Source organism: Methylophilus sp. DW102, from assembly GCF_037076555.1.
Classification (GTDB): Bacteria; Pseudomonadota; Gammaproteobacteria; order Burkholderiales; family Methylophilaceae; genus Methylophilus; species Methylophilus glucosoxydans.
In genome coordinates this window covers 1,486,759-1,506,973 of sequence record NZ_AP029023.1, presented here as the reverse complement: position 1 = coordinate 1,506,973, position 20,215 = coordinate 1,486,759, and the positions used below count along the sequence as shown (strand labels likewise).

18 protein-coding genes are annotated in these 20,215 nt (G+C 50.9%); 1 reads left to right on the top strand and 17 read right to left on the bottom strand.

Annotation, left to right across the window (positions count from 1 at the left end; translation table 11 throughout):
* The first annotated feature begins 23 nt into the window (after positions 1 to 23).
* Positions 24 to 827, top strand: a complete 804-nt coding sequence (locus AACH41_RS06945) for a pyruvate, water dikinase regulatory protein (RefSeq protein ID WP_275355085.1) — start codon at positions 24 to 26, stop codon at positions 825 to 827.
* A gap of 66 nt (positions 828 to 893) precedes the next feature.
* Here AACH41_RS06945 and AACH41_RS06940 read toward each other — a convergent pair whose 3' ends face one another.
* The 17 genes from AACH41_RS06940 to accD form a co-directional block, all read right to left on the bottom strand.
* Positions 894 to 1,586 (bottom strand): hypothetical protein, encoded by a 693-nt coding sequence (locus AACH41_RS06940; RefSeq protein ID WP_194746820.1) that lies wholly within the window; start codon positions 1,584 to 1,586, stop codon positions 894 to 896.
* Positions 1,587 to 1,763: 177 nt separating this feature from the next.
* Positions 1,764 to 2,963, bottom strand: a complete 1,200-nt coding sequence (locus tag AACH41_RS06935) for a multidrug effflux MFS transporter (protein ID WP_275356370.1) — start codon at positions 2,961 to 2,963, stop codon at positions 1,764 to 1,766.
* Between the two features lie 65 nt (positions 2,964 to 3,028).
* Positions 3,029 to 4,210 (bottom strand): pyrroloquinoline quinone biosynthesis protein PqqE, encoded by a 1,182-nt coding sequence (gene pqqE / locus AACH41_RS06930; protein WP_338657559.1) that lies wholly within the window; start codon positions 4,208 to 4,210, stop codon positions 3,029 to 3,031.
* Between the two features lie 14 nt (positions 4,211 to 4,224).
* A complete protein-coding gene (gene pqqD / locus AACH41_RS06925; RefSeq protein ID WP_338657558.1) occupies positions 4,225 to 4,509 on the bottom strand; it encodes a pyrroloquinoline quinone biosynthesis peptide chaperone PqqD in 285 nt (94 codons plus the stop codon).
* Positions 4,510 to 4,523: 14 nt separating this feature from the next.
* Entirely contained in the window at positions 4,524 to 5,285 is a 762-nt protein-coding gene (gene pqqC, locus AACH41_RS06920; RefSeq protein ID WP_194746823.1) for a pyrroloquinoline-quinone synthase PqqC, read from the bottom strand.
* A gap of 9 nt (positions 5,286 to 5,294) precedes the next feature.
* Positions 5,295 to 6,236: a pyrroloquinoline quinone biosynthesis protein PqqB gene (gene pqqB, locus AACH41_RS06915; protein WP_338657557.1), complete on the bottom strand. Its 942-nt coding sequence runs from the start codon at positions 6,234 to 6,236 to the stop codon at positions 5,295 to 5,297.
* A 251-nt stretch (positions 6,237 to 6,487) separates the two neighbouring features.
* On the bottom strand, positions 6,488 to 7,570 hold the full coding sequence (locus tag AACH41_RS06910; RefSeq protein WP_338657556.1) for a 3-deoxy-7-phosphoheptulonate synthase: 1,083 nt from the start codon (positions 7,568 to 7,570) through the stop codon (positions 6,488 to 6,490).
* On the bottom strand, positions 7,567 to 8,688 hold the full coding sequence (gene hisC, locus AACH41_RS06905) for a histidinol-phosphate transaminase (protein ID WP_194746826.1): 1,122 nt from the start codon (positions 8,686 to 8,688) through the stop codon (positions 7,567 to 7,569). The genes AACH41_RS06910 and hisC overlap by 4 nt, the downstream gene beginning before the upstream one ends.
* A 14-nt stretch (positions 8,689 to 8,702) precedes the next feature.
* Complete coding sequence (pheA, locus tag AACH41_RS06900) at positions 8,703 to 9,785, bottom strand: prephenate dehydratase (RefSeq protein WP_338657555.1); 1,083 nt, start codon at positions 9,783 to 9,785, stop codon at positions 8,703 to 8,705.
* Between the two features lie 23 nt (positions 9,786 to 9,808).
* The gene (gene serC, locus AACH41_RS06895) at positions 9,809 to 10,888 is read right to left on the bottom strand and encodes a 3-phosphoserine/phosphohydroxythreonine transaminase (protein WP_338657554.1); all 1,080 of its coding nucleotides are present in this window, start codon (positions 10,886 to 10,888) and stop codon (positions 9,809 to 9,811) included.
* A 24-nt stretch (positions 10,889 to 10,912) separates the two neighbouring features.
* Positions 10,913 to 13,486: a DNA gyrase subunit A gene (gene gyrA / locus AACH41_RS06890; RefSeq protein ID WP_194746829.1), complete on the bottom strand. Its 2,574-nt coding sequence runs from the start codon at positions 13,484 to 13,486 to the stop codon at positions 10,913 to 10,915.
* 210 nt (positions 13,487 to 13,696) lie between these two features.
* Positions 13,697 to 14,884, bottom strand: a complete 1,188-nt coding sequence (locus tag AACH41_RS06885; RefSeq protein ID WP_338657553.1) for an O-succinylhomoserine sulfhydrylase — start codon at positions 14,882 to 14,884, stop codon at positions 13,697 to 13,699.
* 193 nt (positions 14,885 to 15,077) lie between these two features.
* Entirely contained in the window at positions 15,078 to 16,613 is a 1,536-nt protein-coding gene (gene purF, locus AACH41_RS06880; RefSeq protein ID WP_338657552.1) for an amidophosphoribosyltransferase, read from the bottom strand.
* Between the two features lie 33 nt (positions 16,614 to 16,646).
* Complete coding sequence (locus AACH41_RS06875) at positions 16,647 to 17,165, bottom strand: CvpA family protein (RefSeq protein ID WP_338657551.1); 519 nt, start codon at positions 17,163 to 17,165, stop codon at positions 16,647 to 16,649.
* Positions 17,166 to 17,171: 6 nt separating this feature from the next.
* Positions 17,172 to 17,999, bottom strand: a complete 828-nt coding sequence (locus AACH41_RS06870; protein ID WP_338657550.1) for an SPOR domain-containing protein — start codon at positions 17,997 to 17,999, stop codon at positions 17,172 to 17,174.
* A gap of 47 nt (positions 18,000 to 18,046) precedes the next feature.
* Positions 18,047 to 19,342 (bottom strand): bifunctional tetrahydrofolate synthase/dihydrofolate synthase, encoded by a 1,296-nt coding sequence (gene folC, locus AACH41_RS06865; protein ID WP_338657549.1) that lies wholly within the window; start codon positions 19,340 to 19,342, stop codon positions 18,047 to 18,049.
* The gene (gene accD, locus AACH41_RS06860) at positions 19,342 to 20,208 is read right to left on the bottom strand and encodes an acetyl-CoA carboxylase, carboxyltransferase subunit beta (protein WP_194746835.1); all 867 of its coding nucleotides are present in this window, start codon (positions 20,206 to 20,208) and stop codon (positions 19,342 to 19,344) included. The genes folC and accD overlap by 1 nt, the downstream gene beginning before the upstream one ends.
* Positions 20,209 to 20,215 lie beyond the last annotated feature (7 nt).

Here is a 20,215-nt window from a genome sequence, read left to right as displayed (position 1 = left end):
TTTGACTTGAGGCACCTACCTGTATGAATCACCGTTCTGTATTTATTATTTCTGATGGTACGGGGATTACGGCGGGTGCCTTGAGCAAGCTGCTCGAGCATTTTCCAAACACACAATTCACCACGACCCGCCTGCCTTTCACCGATAACGATGAAAGAGTACAAGCCGCGTTTGAACATATCCAACGAGTGGCTGAGCAGGATGGGATTCGTCCTATCGTGATTATGTCCATCGGTAACGGTGAGCATCGTAATCATTTAAAGCAGGCCAACGCTTACTTTATTGACCTGTTCCATCGCTTTATCTACCCGCTGGGATCCGAGCTTAACCAAGAGCCGCTGACTGGCGCCAGCATTGCGTATAGCGTCAAAGGGCAAAGTTATCTTGAGCGCATGGAGGCGATTAACTTCACGCTCAACCACGACGATGGCATGACTAACTCGGGGCTGGATGAAGCGGATGTGATTCTGATCGGGGTTTCTCGTTGCGGGAAAACACCGACGAGTATTTACCTGGCCATGCAGTTTGGTATCAAGGCGGCCAATTATCCATTGATTCCAGAAGACTTTGAACGCGGTGCCCTGCCCGCGGCTTTACAAAAAAACCTGGACAAAATTTTTGGTCTGACCATCAAACCTGAGCGTCTGCACTCGGTGCGTAACGAGCGCCGTCCAGACAGCTTTTATGCCTCCATGGATAACTGCCGTAAGGAAATCGAAATTGCCGAAGGCATGATGCGTAAGGCTGGCATTCCATGGGCGGACTCGACGAGCCGCTCGATTGAAGAGCTGGCAGCATTGATCCTGCAAAAAATTCGCCAGCGTTAAGCTGGCGTTTTTTTGTTACTTTTCCCCAATATCAGGGATGATGCAGCCAAATAGTGACTTAGGCAATTAAGCCGCCATGGCCATATCACGTGATTGGCTCACAGCAGGCTTGGCTGGTGCAGATTGCGGTTTGAGCATATCTGCACGCCAGAAATAATAAAACTCGCGCGAAACACTCAAGAAGGTATGCTGGGAACCCAGCGCATTGAACAGAGGCAGATTGCGATCGACCATTTGGCGATAGCTGTGTGATTGCTTGTACGACACATGACGCAACGAAAGTAGCAGACATTTGGCCATGCGCATGCGCTCTTTGAATACCGATGGCTCGTAACCACGCATCAGTATCACCTGCTCAAATGCATCTATTGTTTGTTTTTCCTGGCTATTCAATACGGTTTTATCCAACTCATACCAATGCTTGAACAGCTCATCCTGCGTGACGGTGGTCACCGGTGTTGTGCCACTAAAGACTTTCGCCTGGCTCATGGCGGCAATGGCCTTGATGTCGCGTACCCAAAACGAGAAAAACTCACGAATCACCGGTAAGACCGTTGGAATCTCTGCCGGATCAATACTGGCAATAAAGCGGTCTACGGCCTGACGATAATGGCTACCATCTGCAGGAATATCTTTCAAAAATGCACTTAACCGAACAATGACAAATTCACGCTGTACCAGAACACGTTGGCTGACGCCCTGACCGGTCAGCAGCCTGACATACGCTTTTTGCGCTTCTTGTTCGCGGTTCATTTCCATATTTGACTCCCACTATTTCTTTTTAGGATCACTCACTTAAGGCAAGTGTTTACAGCTTTATCTTAAAACAGCTGAGGGTGTATCAAACATGCGATCAAATCGGGAAATGCCCTATATTTCAGCGTATCGCACCCTCCCTGATAAAGTAAGCAGAGAAAAGTGACGATAAAGCTCACATTAAGCGCTGACCTTTAACCTACGCACGAAAAACAGCAACAACGCGCTCACGCCTGTCATTGCGAGCATGGCGGAGGCAAGTGTCAAGGGCGAGTGCCATACCAATGGCACCACCAATGCCGAACTCAAGGTAGAACAGAGCATTTGCATAAATGCCTGTGCCGAGGCAGCCGTCCCCCGTAATTTTGGATAACAATCCAGCGCGGCAATGGATAGCACCGGCATGGCCGTCGCCATGCCGATATTAAATAAGGCAATAGGCAAAATGGCTAACCACCAGGCCTCATGCAGCTGATCACTTGCCGCCACTTGCACGCAGACATTCAATATTGCAATGGCGACCATCCAGGCAAAAGCCCAGCGTAACAGCCTGGCCGCAGCGACCTTGCCCGCTGTATAGCGAGAAATCCATGAGCCCAGCATCATTCCGGTGACCGTAGGAATAAACAGGTAGCCAAATTGCTGGCTATTTAAATGCAGATGTTTGACCAGAAACACCGGGCTGGCCAGCACATAAATAAAAAACGCCGAAAAATTCAGACCGAGGCAAGTGATCAAACATAGAAACAGCCGGTTCTTAAGCATTTGCCCATAGGTGTGGGCGATACCAGCCACTGAAAAAGCAATGCGTTTTTCTGGGGTAACGGTCTCGGGAAGATGACGCACCGCCATCCATAGGGCAACCGCCGCATATAATGCCAGAAAGAGAAAAATGGCTTGCCAATGGATGCCCAGCAATACGCCGCCCAGAATGGGAGCCACCGCAGGCGCAATGCCAAAGAGCAATTGTACCGTGGCCATCACCCGTTGCGCTTGCGGCCCGTCAAATAGGTCGCGTACCATCGCGCGTGCCACCGTGTTACCTGCCCCGCCACTGACGCCCTGTAGCGCGCGGAACAGCCATAAGGTCTGCACGTTTGGTGCAAATGCACAACCCAGACTGGCCAGCATAAAAATCGCCAGGCCCCATTTGATCGTGGTAATGCGTCCAATCGCATCTGAAATCGCGCCATGACAAAGCGTCATCACCGCATAAGGGAGCAGATATAAGGTCAAACTCTGCTGGATCGCCAGCTCATCTGTGCCGAATTCAGCGGCCATCACATGAAAGGCTGGCAGATAAGTGTCAATTGCAAACGGGGCTAAAGCAGCGAGCATGGCCAGCACCAGGACCAAAAGAGAAGCACGGGAAAGCAAAATAAATACCCTTTTAAAAAGCAAAGGTGCCAACTGGCACCTTTGACATTATGCAGGTGAGCAAGGCATCAAGGCAATGCGTGAAACTGCTCAATACGCTCTTTGTCGCCTTCTACATATTTCTTGGAATTTTTATCGTTACGGAAAATGATCGGTTGCTCACGTAACAAAGGGTTTTCCGAATCCTTGATTGCTTCATCAATTAAATGTCGATGCGGTGACTTGGTGCAGACCGGATCAGCCGCCTCAGCATCGCCACTGAGCAAATAAGACTGGCAGCGGCAGCCACCGAGGTCTTTTTCTTTTTCATCGCAACTGCGGCAAGGTTCCTTGAGCCAATCCATGCCACGATATTTGTTGAAGGCTGGCGATTCATTCCAGGCCCACTCCAGCCCATGTTCCCGCACATTCGGGAAGGTCAGTCCGGGCAGCGCACGCGCCGAGTGGCAAGGCAATACGTCGCCATTGGCGGTGACGATCATAAACACCTCGCCCCAGCCGTTCATGCATTTTTTAGGTCTATCGGCAAAATAATCCGGCACGACAAAAAATACTTTCATCTTGTTGCCTACCCGCTCACGAAAAGCGTTGGTCATGCGCTCGGCCTCTGCCAGCTGTTCGCGCGTCGGCATCAGCTGACTGCGGTTGACCAGGCTCCAGCCATAATATTGCGTATTGGCCAGTTCGACGTAATCGGCCCCCAGCGCTTCGGCCATCTCAAGAATCTTGTTGACATGCCCAATGTTGTAGCGGTGAATCACCACATTTAACACCATGGGATAGCCATGGTCTTTGATCATGGCCGCGACTTTTTTCTTGAGTTCGAAGGTTTTGGTGTTTGTAATGAAGTTGTTGATTTCTTCAGTGATATCGTGCATGGATAACTGAATATGATCCAGGCCGCCTTCTTTAAAGGCCTGAATACGTTTTTCGGTCAGCCCAACGCCAGAAGTAATCAGGTTGCTGTAGTAGCCCAGCTTATGCGCTTCTGCCACAATTTCTTCAATATCATCGCGTAACAAAGGCTCCCCGCCGGAGATGCCCAGCTGTATGGCGCCCATTTTTCTGGCTTCCCGCAAGGCTCTGATCCACTCCTCGGTGCTTAATTCGTTTTTGGTATGTTTGTCATAATCGGTCGGGTTATAACAGAAGGCGCAATGCAATGGACAGCGATAGGTGATTTCCGCCAGCAACCATAAAGGCTGTTTGCGCGTCACGCTGGATGCTACACCGTTATTCATTTGTGCCATGTTGTTACCTTTGCTTAATTGATTTTGCGTAGCCAGGCTTTACCCAACGCCAGGTCAAACATGCCGACGATATCGGATTCAATATCTTCCGCGTCGGGGAACGTGGTCTTCAGATCAGCCACGATTTCACCGACACTGGTCTTGCCATCCACACGTTTCAGAATTTCGCCTGCGCCGCCATGCAATTTGACCATGCCTTCAGGAAACAGAATGACATAACTCTGCTGTGCCTCTTCCCATTGAAAGCGATGATGCAAGGCAATGGCGTAAATATCTGAATGTTGAATGTTGTTTTCCATCACAATGCTTTCGCTTATCTGAATTTAATCACGGGCTGACGCGTATAGTCACGGTCTTCGACCTTAACCTGCGTAGAGGCCAGCATGATGGCATCTGCAATCACCCACAAGACATCCAGCTTGAATTGCAGAATGTCCAGCGCACGCAACTGCATGTCACGGCTGACACTGAAATAATCCAGCGTAATATCCAAGCCCTGCTCAACGTCACGACGGGCTTCGGTCAAACGCTTTTTAAAGTAAATAAAGCCTTCTTCTTTTACCCAAGGATACATGGTGGGCCAGGAACTGATGCGTTGCTGGTGGATGTGTGGTGCAAACAATTCGGTGAGGCTGGAGCAGACACTTTCTTGCCAAGGGCGCTGACGGGCAAAGTTCACATAAGCATCTACCGCAAAACGGACGCCGGGCGATACCAGTTCGAGTGAGGTCACCTGTTCACGTGTCAAACCAACGGCTTCCCCCAGTTTGACCCAAGCCTCTATGCCGCCCTCAGATCCTTCATAGCCATCATGATCCGTAATCCGGTGAATCCAGCCTTTACGCACTTCTTTATCCGGGCAGTTAGACATAATGGCCGCATCTTTTTGCGGGATCATGATCTGGTAGTAATAGCGATTGGCAACCCAGCATTGTAGTTGCTCTCTACTCAACTTGCCCTCATACATCAACATATGCAGTGGGTGATAGATATGATAGCCCTGCCCTTTTTCACGGAGTTTGGCTTCAAACTCCTCGCGGGACCATGGCAAGTTATCGTGGCTGACTGCGTTCATAATGCTCTCCTATAGAATGATGTCCATGCCGTCATACGCCACCTCGATCTTGTGATCGGACAGAATGGCGCGTTCGGCGGAATCTTCCCTTAAAATGGGGTTGGTATTGTTGATATGAATCAGTACCTTGCGCACTGCTTTATCCGTACCAAACTTGTCCAACTCTTCTATCATGCCGCCTGGGCCAGACTGGGGATTATGACCGATGCTACGTGCAGTCTTGGTCATCAAGCCCATGTCCAGCATTTCAGTATTGGTCCAAAAAGTGCCATCGACCATAATGCAATCCGCCTGGTGCATCAGTGGTGGTAAATGCGGCTCAATTTCTGCCAGCCCTGGGGAATACCAGCACTTTTTGCCTGTGGTGATTTCTTCAATCAATACGCCTATGGTATCGCCCAGATGCGGGTCATTGCGGTGTGGCGAATATGGTGGCGCTGCGCTCTTTAAGGCCACGGCAGTAAACCGCAGATTGGGTACGTTGGGAATCTCAAAACTGTGCGCATGGCTGATATCACTGGCATCAATCGGGATTTCATGATGATTCACGCCGCAATAATGGCCCAGAATATTCAGAATCTGGTTGCCAGAGGTCAAGTCGCCATAGACGGCCTGTGTACAATAAATCTCACGCTTGACCTGGCCTTCACGCAACATGAACAAGCCTGTCGTGTGGTCAATTTGCGCATCAATCAAAATGATCGCCTGGATGCCTGAGTCACGAATGGCGCGCCCAGGTTGCAACGGTGGAAACTCCTGGATCTGCTGCAATACATCTGGGGAGGCATTGAACAACACCCAGTCGATGCCATTACTGGAGACACAGATGGATGATTGCGTACGGCGTTTGGCCTTGATCGTGCCTTTACGCAGACCATCACAGTTCTGACAATTACAATTCCACTGCGGAAAGCCCCCGCCTGCCCCGGCACCTAAAACATGTATATGCATAATCGCTCGTTATTCCATTGGATCTTCTAATCGTGTTGTACCGCTGCATCATACAACAATTCTGTGTTTGCACTTGCAGCAACAGCTTGCCACTTGTTCATCAGTAAGACTGGCATCATACGCATGCGTTGCAGTCAGAGCCTGCTACTCACAATGATTCCCCCCTCATGATTATCATGAGCACTCAGGTTTTGCTCGCAAATGTGCGTAAAAAAGCCGTGCCCTCGAGCACGGCGGATGTTCAGAGAGGCTTATTCCTCAGCAGCGCGCTTAGCGCGCCGGACTTTCACGGCTGCGGCCAGTGTCTCCAGCACGGAGACCGAGTCGTCCCAACCCAGACAGGCATCTGTGATCGATTGACCATAATTCAGGCTGCAGCCAGGCGTATGATCCTGACGGCCTTCATTGAGATGCGACTCCAGCATAACGCCTATGATCCGGGCATCGCCGCCAGCAATTTGCGTCGCGACATCATCGACCACGACCATCTGGTTTTTATACAGTTTTTGGCTATTGCCATGACTGCAATCCACCATCAAAACAGGCGCCAGCCCCGCTTCAGCCAATTGATCACACACAGACGCAATGCTGTTTGCATCGTAGTTAGGGGTTTTGCCACCGCGCAGAATCACGTGGCAGTCTTCATTGCCCTTGGTTGCAAAAATCGCCGACTCGCCTTCTTTTGTGACTGACAGGAAATGATGCGGGCTGGCAGCGGCCTTGATCGCATCAATCGCGACTTTGGCGCCACCATCGGTACCATTTTTAAAGCCCACCGGGCAGGACAAGCCAGAGGCTAGCTCACGGTGGATTTGCGACTCGGTCGTACGGGCGCCAATGGCGCCCCAGCTGACGAGGTCTGCCGTATATTGCGGGGAAACCACATCCAGAAACTCGGTGGCGGCTGGCATACCGATTTCATTTACATCGAGCAAAAATCGGCGAGCTTTTTCCAAGCCCAAATTAATGTCGTAAGTACCATCGAGATGCGGATCGTTGATAAGACCCTTCCAGCCAACTGTCGTACGCGGCTTTTCAAAATAGACCCGCATCACAATGAGCAACTCGTTGCCCAGGCGCTGACGAACGTCAAGCAGACGCCTAGCGTACTCCATGCCCGCCTCGGTATCATGAATAGAGCATGGCCCAACGATGACCAGCAAGCGGTCATCGCCCTGATGCAGAATCTGGTGAATGGCCGTGCGCGTCTGCAGGATATTTTGTGTGCTCACCGTGCTTTCCTGCAGGCGTGACAACAGCTCTGCAGGTTTGATGAGCGGTTTAACTTCCAGCACCCTGACGTCGTCGGTGGCTAATTTTTCGTATGCAGTCATGACTTTAAAATCTTTTCCAGCACGTCCAGAAAACGTGCATTCTCGCTAAACAGGCCGATGCTGACGCGCAGATAATCCGGCATTTCATAGTTGGCCACCGGCCGCACAATCACGCCATGCTTGAGCAAGGCCTGATTAACGGCACCCGCATTGGTCACCTTAAAGCTGACAAAGTTGCCGAATGACGGGATGTAACTCAAGCCTAATTGCGTCAGGCCTTGGGTAATTTGCGCCATCCCGGCCTGATTGGCGGCATAGCTGCGCGCCACAAAGTCGTCATCTTGCAAAGACACCGTCGCTGCAATTTGTGCCAGATTATTCACATTAAATGGCTGCCGTACCCGATTCATCAAATCAGCCAGGCTGGCATGCATCAGACCAAAGCCAACGCGTAATCCGGCCAAACCATAGGCTTTGGAAAAAGTACGCGAAATGATCAGGTTTTCAAACTCGCTTAGCCAGCCAATCGCTTCAGATTTGTCCGTGGCTGACAGATACTCGTCATAGGCTTCATCCAATACCACCAGAATATTTTTAGGCACCTGGCGTAGAAAATCCTTTAATATTGCTTTAGGAATCAATGTACCCGTTGGGTTATTTGGGTTTGCCACGAAAATCAGTTTGGTTTTAGGTGTCATAGCACCTAAAAAACCAGGCAAATCATGACCAAAGTCGATGGCGGGCACCACCACACCAGTGGCACCAACGGCCTGTGTCACCAAGGGATACACGGCAAACGCATGTTGCGAATAAATCACCTCATCACCTGCAGACAAAAATGCGCGCGCCGCTAATTCCAGAATATCATTCGAACCATTGCCAAACACAATTTGCGAGGGAGCGACGCCATACTTGTGGCTTACGGCATCGCGTAAAGCAAAGCTATTACCATCAGGATAACGTGCGATGTCATCAATGGCCTCTTCTACCGCCATTTGCGCCTTCGGGCTCATGCCCAGCGGGTTTTCATTCGATGCCAATTTGACAATATCGGCTTCGTTAAGGCCCATCTCGCGAGCGAGTTCACTGATCGGTTTACCGCCTTGGTAAGGCGCAATCGCACGAATATTGGCAGGCGCCAAAGCAGACAAAATAGTATCGCTGGATAAGTCAGACATAATCGAAGACGTAGTTAAATAATGGCGGTTGGGTAAGAACCCAACACTTTAAGGAAAGTGGCACGTGCAGCCAGCTCTTGCAAGGCCGCCTGCACTGCCGGATGTTGCTGGTGACCTTCAATATCCACAAAGAATACATAGTTCCAGAGATTCTGGCGTGAAGGACGTGACTCGAGCTTGGTCATGCTCACGCCATGACGCGATAAAGGCTCCAGCAATTGCAGGACAGCACCTGGCTGGTTATGTGCGCTCATCACCAGCGAGGTCTTATCCTGGCCGGATGGCGCGACACCATGATTGCCCAACACCAGAAAACGCGTGGTGTTTTTGGGATCATCCTCAATATTCTCGGCCAGGATATTCAAGTCAAACAGTTCTGCCGCGCGCTTGCTGGCAATTGCCGCTGCAAACGTGCCTTGTGTGGCAACCAATTCATGGATCATTTGCGCAGCGCGTGCATTACTGGTCACCGCTTCACGCTGGGCATTGGGCAGTACCTTGTTCAACCATTCATGACATTGCGACAGCGACTGCGCGTGCGAAAAGACATGCGTGATCTGGTTGAGATCCTGCTGCGCCGACAGCAAACAGTGGTGCACAGGTAAAGTGATTTCACCAACTACCTGCAACGCACTGCCTAATAGTAAATCCAGCGTAATGCCCACCGCGCCTTCGGTTGAGTTTTCGACCGGCACAACACCATAATCTGCCTGCCCGGCTTCGACTGTGCGAAAGACCTCATCAATACTGCCGCACACCACGGCCTGCCTACCCTCGCCAAATTGCTTGAGTGCAGCCTCTTCACTATAAGTCCCCAGCGGGCCAAGAAAAGCAATGGCCAGCTCTTTCTCCAGTGCGCGACAATTCGACATGACGGCGAGGAAAATATGGCTTACAGCTTCAGGCGCTAACGGGCCCTGATTTTCGGCCTGCAGGCGGCGGATAATCTGTGCTTCGCGCTCGGGTCGGTAGATCACACCATCATCTTTTAAATGACCGATTTCGCGTGCCAACTTGGCACGCTCGTTGACGAGCGCAAGAACCTGCGCATCAATTGCGTCAATTTTATCTCTAAATTGTTTCAATAAATCAGACATTTAAAGCTTAATTTTAATGTGTTTTATGAATTATTTTTTTCAAATTCCTGCATGAAGGCGACCAGTGCCTGCACGCCTTCAATCGGCATCGCGTTGTAGATGCTGGCACGCATGCCGCCGACTGAGCGATGTCCTTTGAGTTGCAATAAGCCTCGCGCATCCGCTGCTTTGAGGAAGGCTTCGTTCAAGCCCTCGTCACGCAAACGGAAGGGAATATTCATGCGCGAACGATAGGCGTGCGCAATTGGATTACTGTAAAACTCGGTTTGATCCAGATAGTCATACAGCAGGTTGGCTTTGGCAATGTTGACTTTCTCAATCGCTTCCACGCCGCCCTGAGCCAGTAACCACTCAAACACCAGACCAGCAATATAAATGCTGTAGGTCGGTGGCGTATTGATCATACTTTGGTTATCTGCCTGCGTTTTCCAATGAAACACTGCCGGCGTGAGCGGGGAGGCTTGTTCCAGCAAGTCTTCACGCACTATGACCAAGCACAATCCGGCAGGGCCTATATTCTTCTGTGCGCCGCCATAAATCACACCGTATTTTGAAACGTCAATCGGGCGTGACAGGATATGCGAAGACATGTCGGCAACAATCGGCACACCATGCGTCTCAGGCACCTCAAGAAACTCCACCCCATTGATGGTTTCATTGGTGCAGTAATGAACGTAGGCCGCCTCTTTATTGAGCTTCCAGTCGGAAAATGCGGGCACATGAGTGAAGCCATCTGCTTCTGCCGTTGCGGCAATGTTGATCTGGCCATAAGCTTTTGCGTCTTGAACACTACGCTTGCTCCAGGAACCAGTCACCACATAATCAGCAGACTTGCCGTTTAACAGGTTCATGGGAATGATGGCATTCTCTGCAATCGCCCCGCCCTGTAAAAACAATACTTTGTAATTGCTTGGAATCGCTAATAACTGGCGTAAGTCGGCTTCGGCTTTCTCAAGAATGCTGGTAAATTCCTTACCGCGATGAGACATTTCCATCACGCTCATGCCTGAACCATGCCAATCCAGCATTTCAGCCTGGGCACGTTCCAGCACAGGTTTTGGTAACACTGCCGGCCCGGCAGAAAAATTAAAAATCTGTTTCATGTGCCTAAATATTCTTGAGTAAGGTCATTCTTCGATGTCGGTGTCAGTGTCGTCGTCAGTTTCGACAATTTTTTCCAAGCCAGACAGTTTTTCACCTTCGCCCAGATTAATCAGCGTCACGCCTTGTGCGGCACGGCCCATGTCACGGATTTCCTTGACGCGGGTGCGGATCAGCACGCCACCGGTCGTGATCAACATGATTTCATCCTCCGCCGTCACCAGCTTGGCAGCAATGGCCAGACCGTTACGCTCGCTGATGGCAATAGCTTTCACACCCTGGGTACCGCGGCCAGAATGACGGAACTCGGACAACACTGTACGTTTACCGTAACCATTTTCAGTGGCAACCAACACAGACTGCTGATCGTTCTCGGCAATCAGCAAGGACAGAACCTGTTGTTTCGCAGCCAACTTCATGCCGCGTACACCGCGCGTCGCGCGTCCCATCGGACGCACATCATCTTCGGTAAACCAGACCGCTTTACCACCATTGGAGACCAACACAATATCGTTCTGGCCGTTGGTTACTTCAGCACCAATCAGGTAGTCACCATCATCCAGATTAATGGCAATAATGCCGGACTTACGTGGATTTGCAAACTCGGTCAGCGCTGTTTTCTTCACGGTCCCCATTGCGGTCGCCATAAAGACGAAGTGATTTTCGTCAAACTCTTTCACCGGCAGGATCGCATTGATCTTCTCGCCTTCCTCCAGCGGGAACAGGTTCACAATCGGCTTGCCACGGCTGACACGGCTACCTTGCGGTACTTCATACACTTTTAACCAGTAAACACGACCACGGCTACTGAAGCACAGGATGTAGTCGTGCGTGTTGGCGACAAACATCTTGTCGATAAAGTCATCTTCTTTGGTAGCGGCCGCCTGCTTGCCACGACCACCGCGTTTTTGGGCACGGTATTCGTCTAGCGGCTGCGATTTGACATAGCCAGTATGTGATAAGGTCACCACAACATCCTGCGGTGTAATCAGATCTTCCAGCGATAAATCTTGCGTATTCTGCTCGATCTCTGAACGGCGCTTGTCACCAAACTGCTTCTGGATTTCATTCAACTCGTCCACGATAATGGCCGTGACACGTTCAGGTTTGGCCAAAATATCCAGCAAGTCAGCAATGATATCCATCACTTCTTTGTATTCGCTGACAATCTTGTCTTGTTCCAGACCAGTCAACCGTTGCAAACGCATTTGCAGAATTTCTTGCGCCTGTACATCTGACAGTTTGTAACCTTGCGGTGTCAGACCAAAATCGACCGACAGTCCTTCTGGACGCGAGGCCTCCATGGCGGCGCGCTTGAGCATTTCCTCGACCACTGGTGAATGCCAGCTGCGGGCCATCAACTCTTTTTTCGCTTCAGGCGGGGTTGGCGCGGCCTTGATGATGGCAATCATCTCGTCCACGTTGGCCAACGCCACTGCCAAGCCTTCCAGTACATGCCCACGGTCACGCGCTTTACGTAACTCAAACACAGTCCGGCGTGTCACCACTTCACGGCGATGACGCAGGAACGCTTCCAACATCTGTTTGAGGTTGAGCAGCCGTGGCTGACCATCCATCAGGGCCACCATGTTCATGCCGAACGTGTCTTGCAGTTGTGTCTGCTTGTAGAGGTTATTTAAAATCACCTCTGGCACTTCGCCACGCTTGAGCTCAATCACCACGCGCATGCCGGACTTATCGGACTCGTCGCGCAGGTCAGAAATACCTTCTATTTTCTTCTCGTTGACCAGCTCGGCAATTTTTTCAATCAGGGTTTTTTTATTCACCTGATATGGCAGCTCATCAATGATGATGGACTGACGACCGCCTTTGTCCAGGTCTTCAAAGTGGGTGCGACCACGCATTACCACACGGCCACGGCCAGTGCGGTAGCCCTCTTTCACGCCTGCCGTGCCATAAATAATCCCGGCTGTCGGGAAATCAGGGGCTGGGATCAATTCAATCAGCTCATCCACACTGATTTCTGGCTGCTTGAGCAGGGCAAAACACGCATTCAATACTTCGTTGAGGTTGTGAGGCGGGATATTGGTTGCCATGCCCACGGCAATGCCTGAGCTACCGTTAATCAGCAGGTTAGGAATACGGGTCGGCATAATGAGCGGCTCTTGCTCGCTGCCGTCGTAGTTAGGGCCAAAATCTACGGTTTCTTTCTCGATATCCGCCAATAGCTCATGTGCGATCTTGGACATGCGGATTTCGGTATACCGCATCGCGGCAGCATTGTCGCCATCGACCGAACCGAAGTTACCCTGTCCGTCTACCAGCATGTAGCGCAATGAAAAGTCCTGCGCCATACGGACGATGGTGTCGTACACAGCCGTATCACCATGCGGGTGATACTTACCGATCACATCGCCGACGATACGCGCAGATTTTTTGTAGGGTTTGTTGTAATCGTTAGACAGCTCGTGCATCGCGTACAATACACGTCTGTGCACAGGCTTGAGACCATCACGAACATCCGGGAGCGCCCGTCCTACAATCACGCTCATGGCGTAATCGAGATAGCTGCGGCGCATCTCGTCTTCTAAACTGATAGGCAGGGTTTCTTTAGCAAATTGATCTGGAGACTGACTCATTCTTGACCCAATTTATAGTTAAAAGTTATCACGCGATTTTAGCATAAATAGCGCACTTCCGCTTGCTAAATCACCACCGATAGACCCCGGGCCTTACGTACCTCAACGTAAGCAGGGACAACCTATGTAAAATGCAAAAGGGAGCCTAAATGCTCCCTTTGCAGACCATGCTACTCGCAGTCAAATCGACTCACGGACCATGCACACAAATTAATAGGTTGTCAGCAATTGCAAATCAGCTTTCAAGTCCTCAACATGCTCAAGCCCAACAGCGATTCTAACCAGGTTATCCTTGAGACCCGCCTCAGCCCGCGCCTCAGCACTCACCCGGCTATGCGTGGTCGTGGCTGGATGGGTGATGGTGGATTTGGCATCCCCCAGGTTCGCGGTAATCGAAATCAAGCGTGTGGCATCAATCAATGCCCAGGCGGCTTCCTGACCGGTTTGACCGGCGCGTGGTTTCACTTCAAAGCTGACGATGCCGCCGCCCAGTCGCTGTTGCTGCTGCGCCAGAGCATATTGCGGGTGGGAGCTTAACCCAGGATAAAATACACGTTCAACGCCAGGCTGTTGCTCCAGCCATTGCGCCAAAGCCGATGCACGCGCCGCATGGGCCTCCATGCGCACTTGCAATGTTTCCAGCCCCTTCACAAACACCCAGGCATTGAATGCACTCATGGTCACCCCGGCCGTACGCAAGAAGCCATACACAGGCTCCATCAAGGCCTTACTACCCAACACCGCCCCGCCCAGCACCCTACCCTGTCCATCAATATATTTGGTGGCGGAATGAATCACAATATCCGCACCCAATTTAAGCGGTTGCTGCAAGGCTGGTGTACAAAAACAATTGTCTACCGCCAGATAAGCACCTGCGGCATGCGCAATCGCTGCCAGTTTGGCAATATCCCCAATCTCGGTTAGCGGGTTAGATGGCGTTTCAGCAAAAAACAGTTTGGTATTCGGCTTGATGGCCGCTTGCCAGGCATCAAGATCCGTTAAGGAAACCAGCGTCACCTCCAAGCCCCAGCGCTTGAGGATATTTGAGAACAACTGCACGCTAGTGCCAAAAATACTGCGTGACGCCACCACATGATCACCTGCACTGCACATCCCCATGATGCAAGCCAGAATGGCAGACATGCCACTGGCAGTCGCCACGCATTGTTCGGCGCCTTCAAGTGCGGCCAGTTTATCCTGAAACATGGTGACGGTCGGGTTTGTAAAACGGGAATAAATATTACCTGGCTCGGTGCCGCCAAAACGTGCTGCCGCTTGCGCTGCATTTTTAAAGCGAAAACTCGAGTTTAAAAACAGCGCCTCTGAGTTTTCGCCAAACTCGGTGGTTAAGGTGCCAGCACGCACCGCCAGCGTTTCCAAATGGTATTGATCGTTCATACTTCCTCAAACTTCTGTCCGCAAACGGACGGCAATAAAAAACCCGTTTCAGCATTGCGCTAAAACGGGTCTTTGGGCTCTCGCTTTAGCAGTATTTATAATGCGCCCGCAAGCTGAGTTTGGCTTCGTTTAAAGTTCGCCACTCAAATCAGCGCAATTTCATTAAACGCCTTTTAAAGTAGGCTGTCAAGTCTTACTCGACACCCACCAAATCCGTTGATAACAAGTTCAGATCCAGCTGGGTGGTAGAGTTTGGCGGCAACTGTTTTTTACTCATGTCACTGCGGGCAGACTCAATACGATTCAAATAAGCGGCGTCAATGTCGCCGGTCACGTATTTGCCATCAAAGCAACTGCAATCAAATTCAGTCATGTGCGGATTGGATTTGGTAATGCTTTCACGCAAGGCGTCCAGATCCTGGTAAATCAAGGCATCTGCACCGATTTCAGCGCAAATCTCTTCATCGGTACGGTTGGTTGCCAGCAATTCATGGCGGCTGGGCATATCAATGCCATACACGTTAGGATAACGCACCGGTGGCGCAGCTGAGGCAAAGTAAACCTTGTTTGCGCCCGCATCGCGCGCCATTTGCACGATTTGCTTTGAGGTGGTGCCACGTACAATCGAGTCGTCTACCAGCAAGACGTTTTTGCCTTTGAATTCAATCCCGATTGGATTCAACTTCTGGCGCACGGATTTCTTGCGCAAGGCCTGACCTGGCATGATGAAGGTACGGCCAATATAGCGGTTTTTAATAAAGCCCTCGCGATAATCCAGACCCAAGGCAATACCTAGTTGCAACGCACTTGGACGACTGGTATCAGGAATCGGAATCACGACATCAATCTGTTTATCGGCCCATTCGCGTTTAATTTTTTCTGCCAGCAAGGTCCCCATGTCCAGACGGGTCTGGTAGACAGACACGCCATCAATCACAGAGTCCGGGCGAGCCAGATAGACATATTCAAAAATGCAGGAAGTCAGCTTGGCATTTTCGGCACATTGGCGGCTGCACAGGTTGCCATCCATATCAATAAACACTGCCTCACCAGGCTCAACATCACGCAGTAGCGTAAAGCCCAGTACATCCAGTGCCACGCTCTCGGAAGCCACAATATACTCGGTGCCTTTTTCTGTTTCCTGCTTGCCGATAACCAGCGGACGGATGCCATGCGGATCGCGGAACGCCAGCAGCCCGAAATTAGCAATCATGGCAACCACAGCGTAGGCACCTTTACAACGTCTGTGCACGCCTGCCACTGCATCAAACACCATATCACTGTTTAACAGGGCATTTTTTGAGGTGCTTTCAATTTCGTGTGCCAAGACATTCAACAACACTTCAGAGTCTGAATTGGTATTGATATGACGCAGATCTTGGCGGAACATTTCTGACTTCAACTGCTCGGAGTTAGTCAGGTTACCGTTGTGGCCCAACACGATGCCAAATGGTGAGTTGACATAAAAAGGCTGGGCTTCTGCCGCACTGGAGGAACCCGCAGTTGGATAACGGACATGCGCGATACCCACATTACCAACCAGATTACGCATGTGGCGCGTATGAAAGACGTCTTTCACCAGGCCATTATTTTTATGCATATGGAAGGTATTGCCATCACAGGTCACGATGCCAGCGGCATCTTGACCACGGTGCTGTAAGACCAGCAATCCGTCATACAACAACTGATTCACCGGGTTCTTGCCTACAATACCGATAATTCCACACATAGTGACATCCTATCAAACACTTGAGATTACAAATTAAATCACTGACTCGTCGAGCTGTTGCTGGTCCAAATGCACATGCTTGGCAATACTAGATGGCATCCAAGGTAGCAATTTCAAGACCAGCACTTCAATTGGCGCGCTGAACATGGCATTTGACCAGCGCGGATCCTTTGGAAGTTCCGTCATGGCAGCCAACATCACCAGAATACAGACAATCAGCAGCCCCTTCAGCGCCCCAGCCGCACCGCCCAAAATACGGTTCATACCACCTAATCCGACCGCTTTAATCAACGTGGTCAACAACAGCGCCAGCAAGGTACAAACAAACAATACCAGTAAAAATACCAGTAAAAATGCGGCCATGGCCTTGATCGCCTCACCAGGAATCTGTTCTGGCATATAAGCGATCACCTGACTATTGAAGCGGTTGGCTAAATAAAAAGCCAATACCCATCCAAGCACAGAAAACAGCTCATGAATGGCACCACGCATGAGACCGACCAAAATCGAAAAACCAAGAATGCCTAATACTACATAATCAAATACTGTCATAAGTACTTATGACTTACTGGCGACGATACCGCTAAAACCTGCCGCTTCCAATTTTTTGAGGGTGGCTGCCGCTTCGTTACGTGTGGCATAAGTCCGTGTCCGCAGACGCAGCTTCTGTCCAGCAGCATCGACTTTCTCAATGGCCGTTTCAAACCCTGCGTGCTTCAGCTTGAGCTGGAGATTTTCAAGATTTTTTGGATCAGAAAAAACCCCAAACTGGACAAAAAACTTGCCTGTTTTTTTATCGGATTCCACAGCGGCTTCTTTAACCGCAGGTTTCACTGGCGCAACTTTGGGTTCAACTTTGGGTTCAACTTTGGGTTCAACTTTGGGTTCAACTTTGGGTTCAACTTTGGGTTCAACTTTGGGTTCAACTTTGGGTTCAACTTTGGGTTCAACTTTGGGTTCAACTTTGGGTTCAACTTTGGGTTCAACTTTGGGTTCAACTTTGGCAACGACAGGCTCGGCAGTCACAACAGGCGCCGCTTCGACTTTCGCAGGCTTTGGCGTTTCTGCTGCAACTGTGGCAGACGCTGCGGACTCGGTCGCGACGGGTTTTACACCTTGAGTGGGAGGGGGTTCATTGCCTGCAGGCGCGGCTTCATTATCAAGCACAACTTCATCTTCTGGCAGCTCTAAAATCGGTTCCCGGGTCGCCTGGCGGTTTACCACGGTGATTTCGACATTTTCCTGGCTGGTATCCACGACTCTATCCTTGAGCACGAACGGCAGGATAATCAGCATCAGAATTACCAGGGTGACCGCACCCACTAACCGCCTGCGGGCAGTTTTCTTGAGCAACAGCTCATTTTCAGTCAAAGCATCTCTCGCCATAATGTGTTGAAGTTCTCACTCAGCAGATTTCAAGTGCAGGACGCTCTCTAGCAGCCCCACTGATCAGGCGTTAATTCAAGGATTGCGGCCACGGTAAAAAAGGAACCGAATACGATAATTTTATCATTTTTCGCTACTTTCTTATAGGCGCTTCGCAAGGCATCTGGCAACGTGGCATATGTATGCAGCCGATCAGGCGCAACCTGATGGGCCAGATATGTGTTTAACTCTTGAATGTCTGCCGCGCGCGGATGCGCAATCGGGGCAATATGCCATTCGTCAAAGACATCGTGCAGGATATCGACAACACTGGCGATGTCTTTGTCAGACAACATGGAAAACACCGCGATGACGCGTCCACCACTGGTACTAAGCTGCTGGAGATTATCACGCAAGGCACGCGCAGCATGTGGATTATGGGCGACATCCAGAATAATGTCGGGGGAGCGTTGCCAATACTGAAAACGCCCGGTCACTTCGGTGTCTATTAGCGCCTGTAACATGACCGAAGAAGTTACTGGCAACTGTGATTGCAATGCACGTACGGCAAAAATTACATTGGCGGCATTATTCCATTGGTAGCGGCCATACAAACGCAAACTGGCAATATCCAACACGCCGAACGCATCTTCATAATGCGCGACGTGTGACTCGCGGATGTCTATCTGGTAGTCACTACCGTAGCGGTATAGCTTAACGCCCAATTGTTCTGCATAGGCAAGCAAGGACAGCGGCGGTTCGGCGTCGCCGCAGATGGCGATCTGCTGAGCCCGGTAGATGCCAGCCTTCTCGCGGCCAATCAATTCACGCGTATCCCCTAGATACTCCATATGGTCCAGGTCTACATTGGTGACAATGGCACAGGCGGCATCGACGATATTCACGGCATCCAGGCGTCCGCCCAAGCCGACTTCCAGCACCACGACATCCAGCGCCTGTTGCTCAAACGCCCATAAGGCCGCCAGCGTCCCCATTTCAAAATAGGTGAGCGTGATATCGCCCCGCGCCTGCTCGACGGCGGAAAAGGCCTGGCATAAGCGATCATCGGCAATGACCTGCCCGTTGAAGCGCACGCGCTCCTGATAATGCACTAGGTGTGGAGAAGTATAGCAGCCGACCTGATAACCGGCCGCAGTATAAATGTGCTCCAGCATGGCACAAGTCGAGCCTTTGCCGTTGGTGCCACCCACGGTAATGACGGTGAATGGAAAAGTGAGCTGTAATCGCTGCGCAACGGCTTGCACCCTGCCCAAGCCCATCTCAATGGACTTGGGATGCAATGACTCAATATAACCGAGCCAATCCTCAACCGTTTGCGGATGCTCGGGTATCACAGTGGACATCAGGCAGCTTTGGCAATGTTCAACAAGCTGGATAACACCTGGCTTAATTTGCCACGCATTTCACGACGGTCGACGATCATGTCAATCGCACCATGCGTCAGCAAAAATTCTGCACGCTGAAAGCCCTCTGGCAAGGTTTCACGTACTGTTTGTTCGATCACACGAGGGCCTGCAAAGCCGATCAAGGCATTCGGTTCGGCGATAATCACATCCCCGAGCATGGCAAAACTGGCAGAAACCCCCCCCATGGTCGGGTCAGTCAACACCGATACGTAAGGCAAGCCTGCTTCGGACAACTTGGTCAATGCCGCACTGGTTTTGGCCATTTGCATCAATGAGAGCAAGCCCTCTTGCATGCGCGCACCGCCACTGGCAGAGATACAGATAAAGGCACATTTCTGCTCGATCGCTGCTTGTACCCCACGCACAAAACGCTCACCAACGACGGAGCCCATAGAGCCGCCCATGAATTTAAATTCAAACACGGCAGCAACGACAGGCACGCCTTCAATCGTTCCGCGCATCACAATCAGTGCATCTTTTTCTTTGACATCACGCTGGGCAGCCTTCATCCGCTCGGCGTAGGTTTTACTATCCTTAAACTTGAGTGCGTCCACGGGGGTGACATCGGCACCAATTTCAACGCGTCCCGCTTCATCCAGCAAGACGTTCAAACGATCACGCGCGCCCAGACGATGATGATGTCCACATTGCGGACAGACTTCCAAGTTCGCGTCCAGATCGGTCCGGTATAACACGGTCTGGCAGGCATCACATTTATGCCACAAGCCCTCGGGCACGTTACGCTTTTGTACCGAGCCTACTGCACGTTTAATCTTTTGGGGAATCTTGTCTAACCAACTCATAACTTCT

Bases quoted from the DNA above. Each gene is read 5' to 3' on its own strand.
- AACH41_RS06945 (WP_275355085.1), top strand. From the start codon at position 24: ATGAATCACCGTTCTGTATTTATTATTTCTGATGGTACGGGGATTACG.
- AACH41_RS06940 (WP_194746820.1), bottom strand. From the start codon at position 1,586: ATGGAAATGAACCGCGAACAAGAAGCGCAAAAAGCGTATGTCAGGCTG.
- pqqE (WP_338657559.1), bottom strand. From the start codon at position 4,210: ATGGCACAAATGAATAACGGTGTAGCATCCAGCGTGACGCGCAAACAG.
- pqqD (WP_338657558.1), bottom strand. From the start codon at position 4,509: ATGGAAAACAACATTCAACATTCAGATATTTACGCCATTGCCTTGCAT.
- pqqC (WP_194746823.1), bottom strand. From the start codon at position 5,285: ATGAACGCAGTCAGCCACGATAACTTGCCATGGTCCCGCGAGGAGTTT.
- pqqB (WP_338657557.1), bottom strand. From the start codon at position 6,236: ATGCATATACATGTTTTAGGTGCCGGGGCAGGCGGGGGCTTTCCGCAG.
- AACH41_RS06910 (WP_338657556.1), bottom strand. From the start codon at position 7,570: ATGACTGCATACGAAAAATTAGCCACCGACGACGTCAGGGTGCTGGAA.
- hisC (WP_194746826.1), bottom strand. From the start codon at position 8,688: ATGTCTGACTTATCCAGCGATACTATTTTGTCTGCTTTGGCGCCTGCC.
- pheA (WP_338657555.1), bottom strand. From the start codon at position 9,785: ATGTCTGATTTATTGAAACAATTTAGAGATAAAATTGACGCAATTGAT.
- serC (WP_338657554.1), bottom strand. From the start codon at position 10,888: ATGAAACAGATTTTTAATTTTTCTGCCGGGCCGGCAGTGTTACCAAAA.
- gyrA (WP_194746829.1), bottom strand. From the start codon at position 13,486: ATGAGTCAGTCTCCAGATCAATTTGCTAAAGAAACCCTGCCTATCAGT.
- AACH41_RS06885 (WP_338657553.1), bottom strand. From the start codon at position 14,884: ATGAACGATCAATACCATTTGGAAACGCTGGCGGTGCGTGCTGGCACC.
- purF (WP_338657552.1), bottom strand. From the start codon at position 16,613: ATGTGTGGAATTATCGGTATTGTAGGCAAGAACCCGGTGAATCAGTTG.
- AACH41_RS06875 (WP_338657551.1), bottom strand. From the start codon at position 17,165: ATGACAGTATTTGATTATGTAGTATTAGGCATTCTTGGTTTTTCGATT.
- AACH41_RS06870 (WP_338657550.1), bottom strand. From the start codon at position 17,999: ATGGCGAGAGATGCTTTGACTGAAAATGAGCTGTTGCTCAAGAAAACT.
- folC (WP_338657549.1), bottom strand. From the start codon at position 19,342: ATGTCCACTGTGATACCCGAGCATCCGCAAACGGTTGAGGATTGGCTC.
- accD (WP_194746835.1), bottom strand. From the start codon at position 20,208: ATGAGTTGGTTAGACAAGATTCCCCAAAAGATTAAACGTGCAGTAGGC.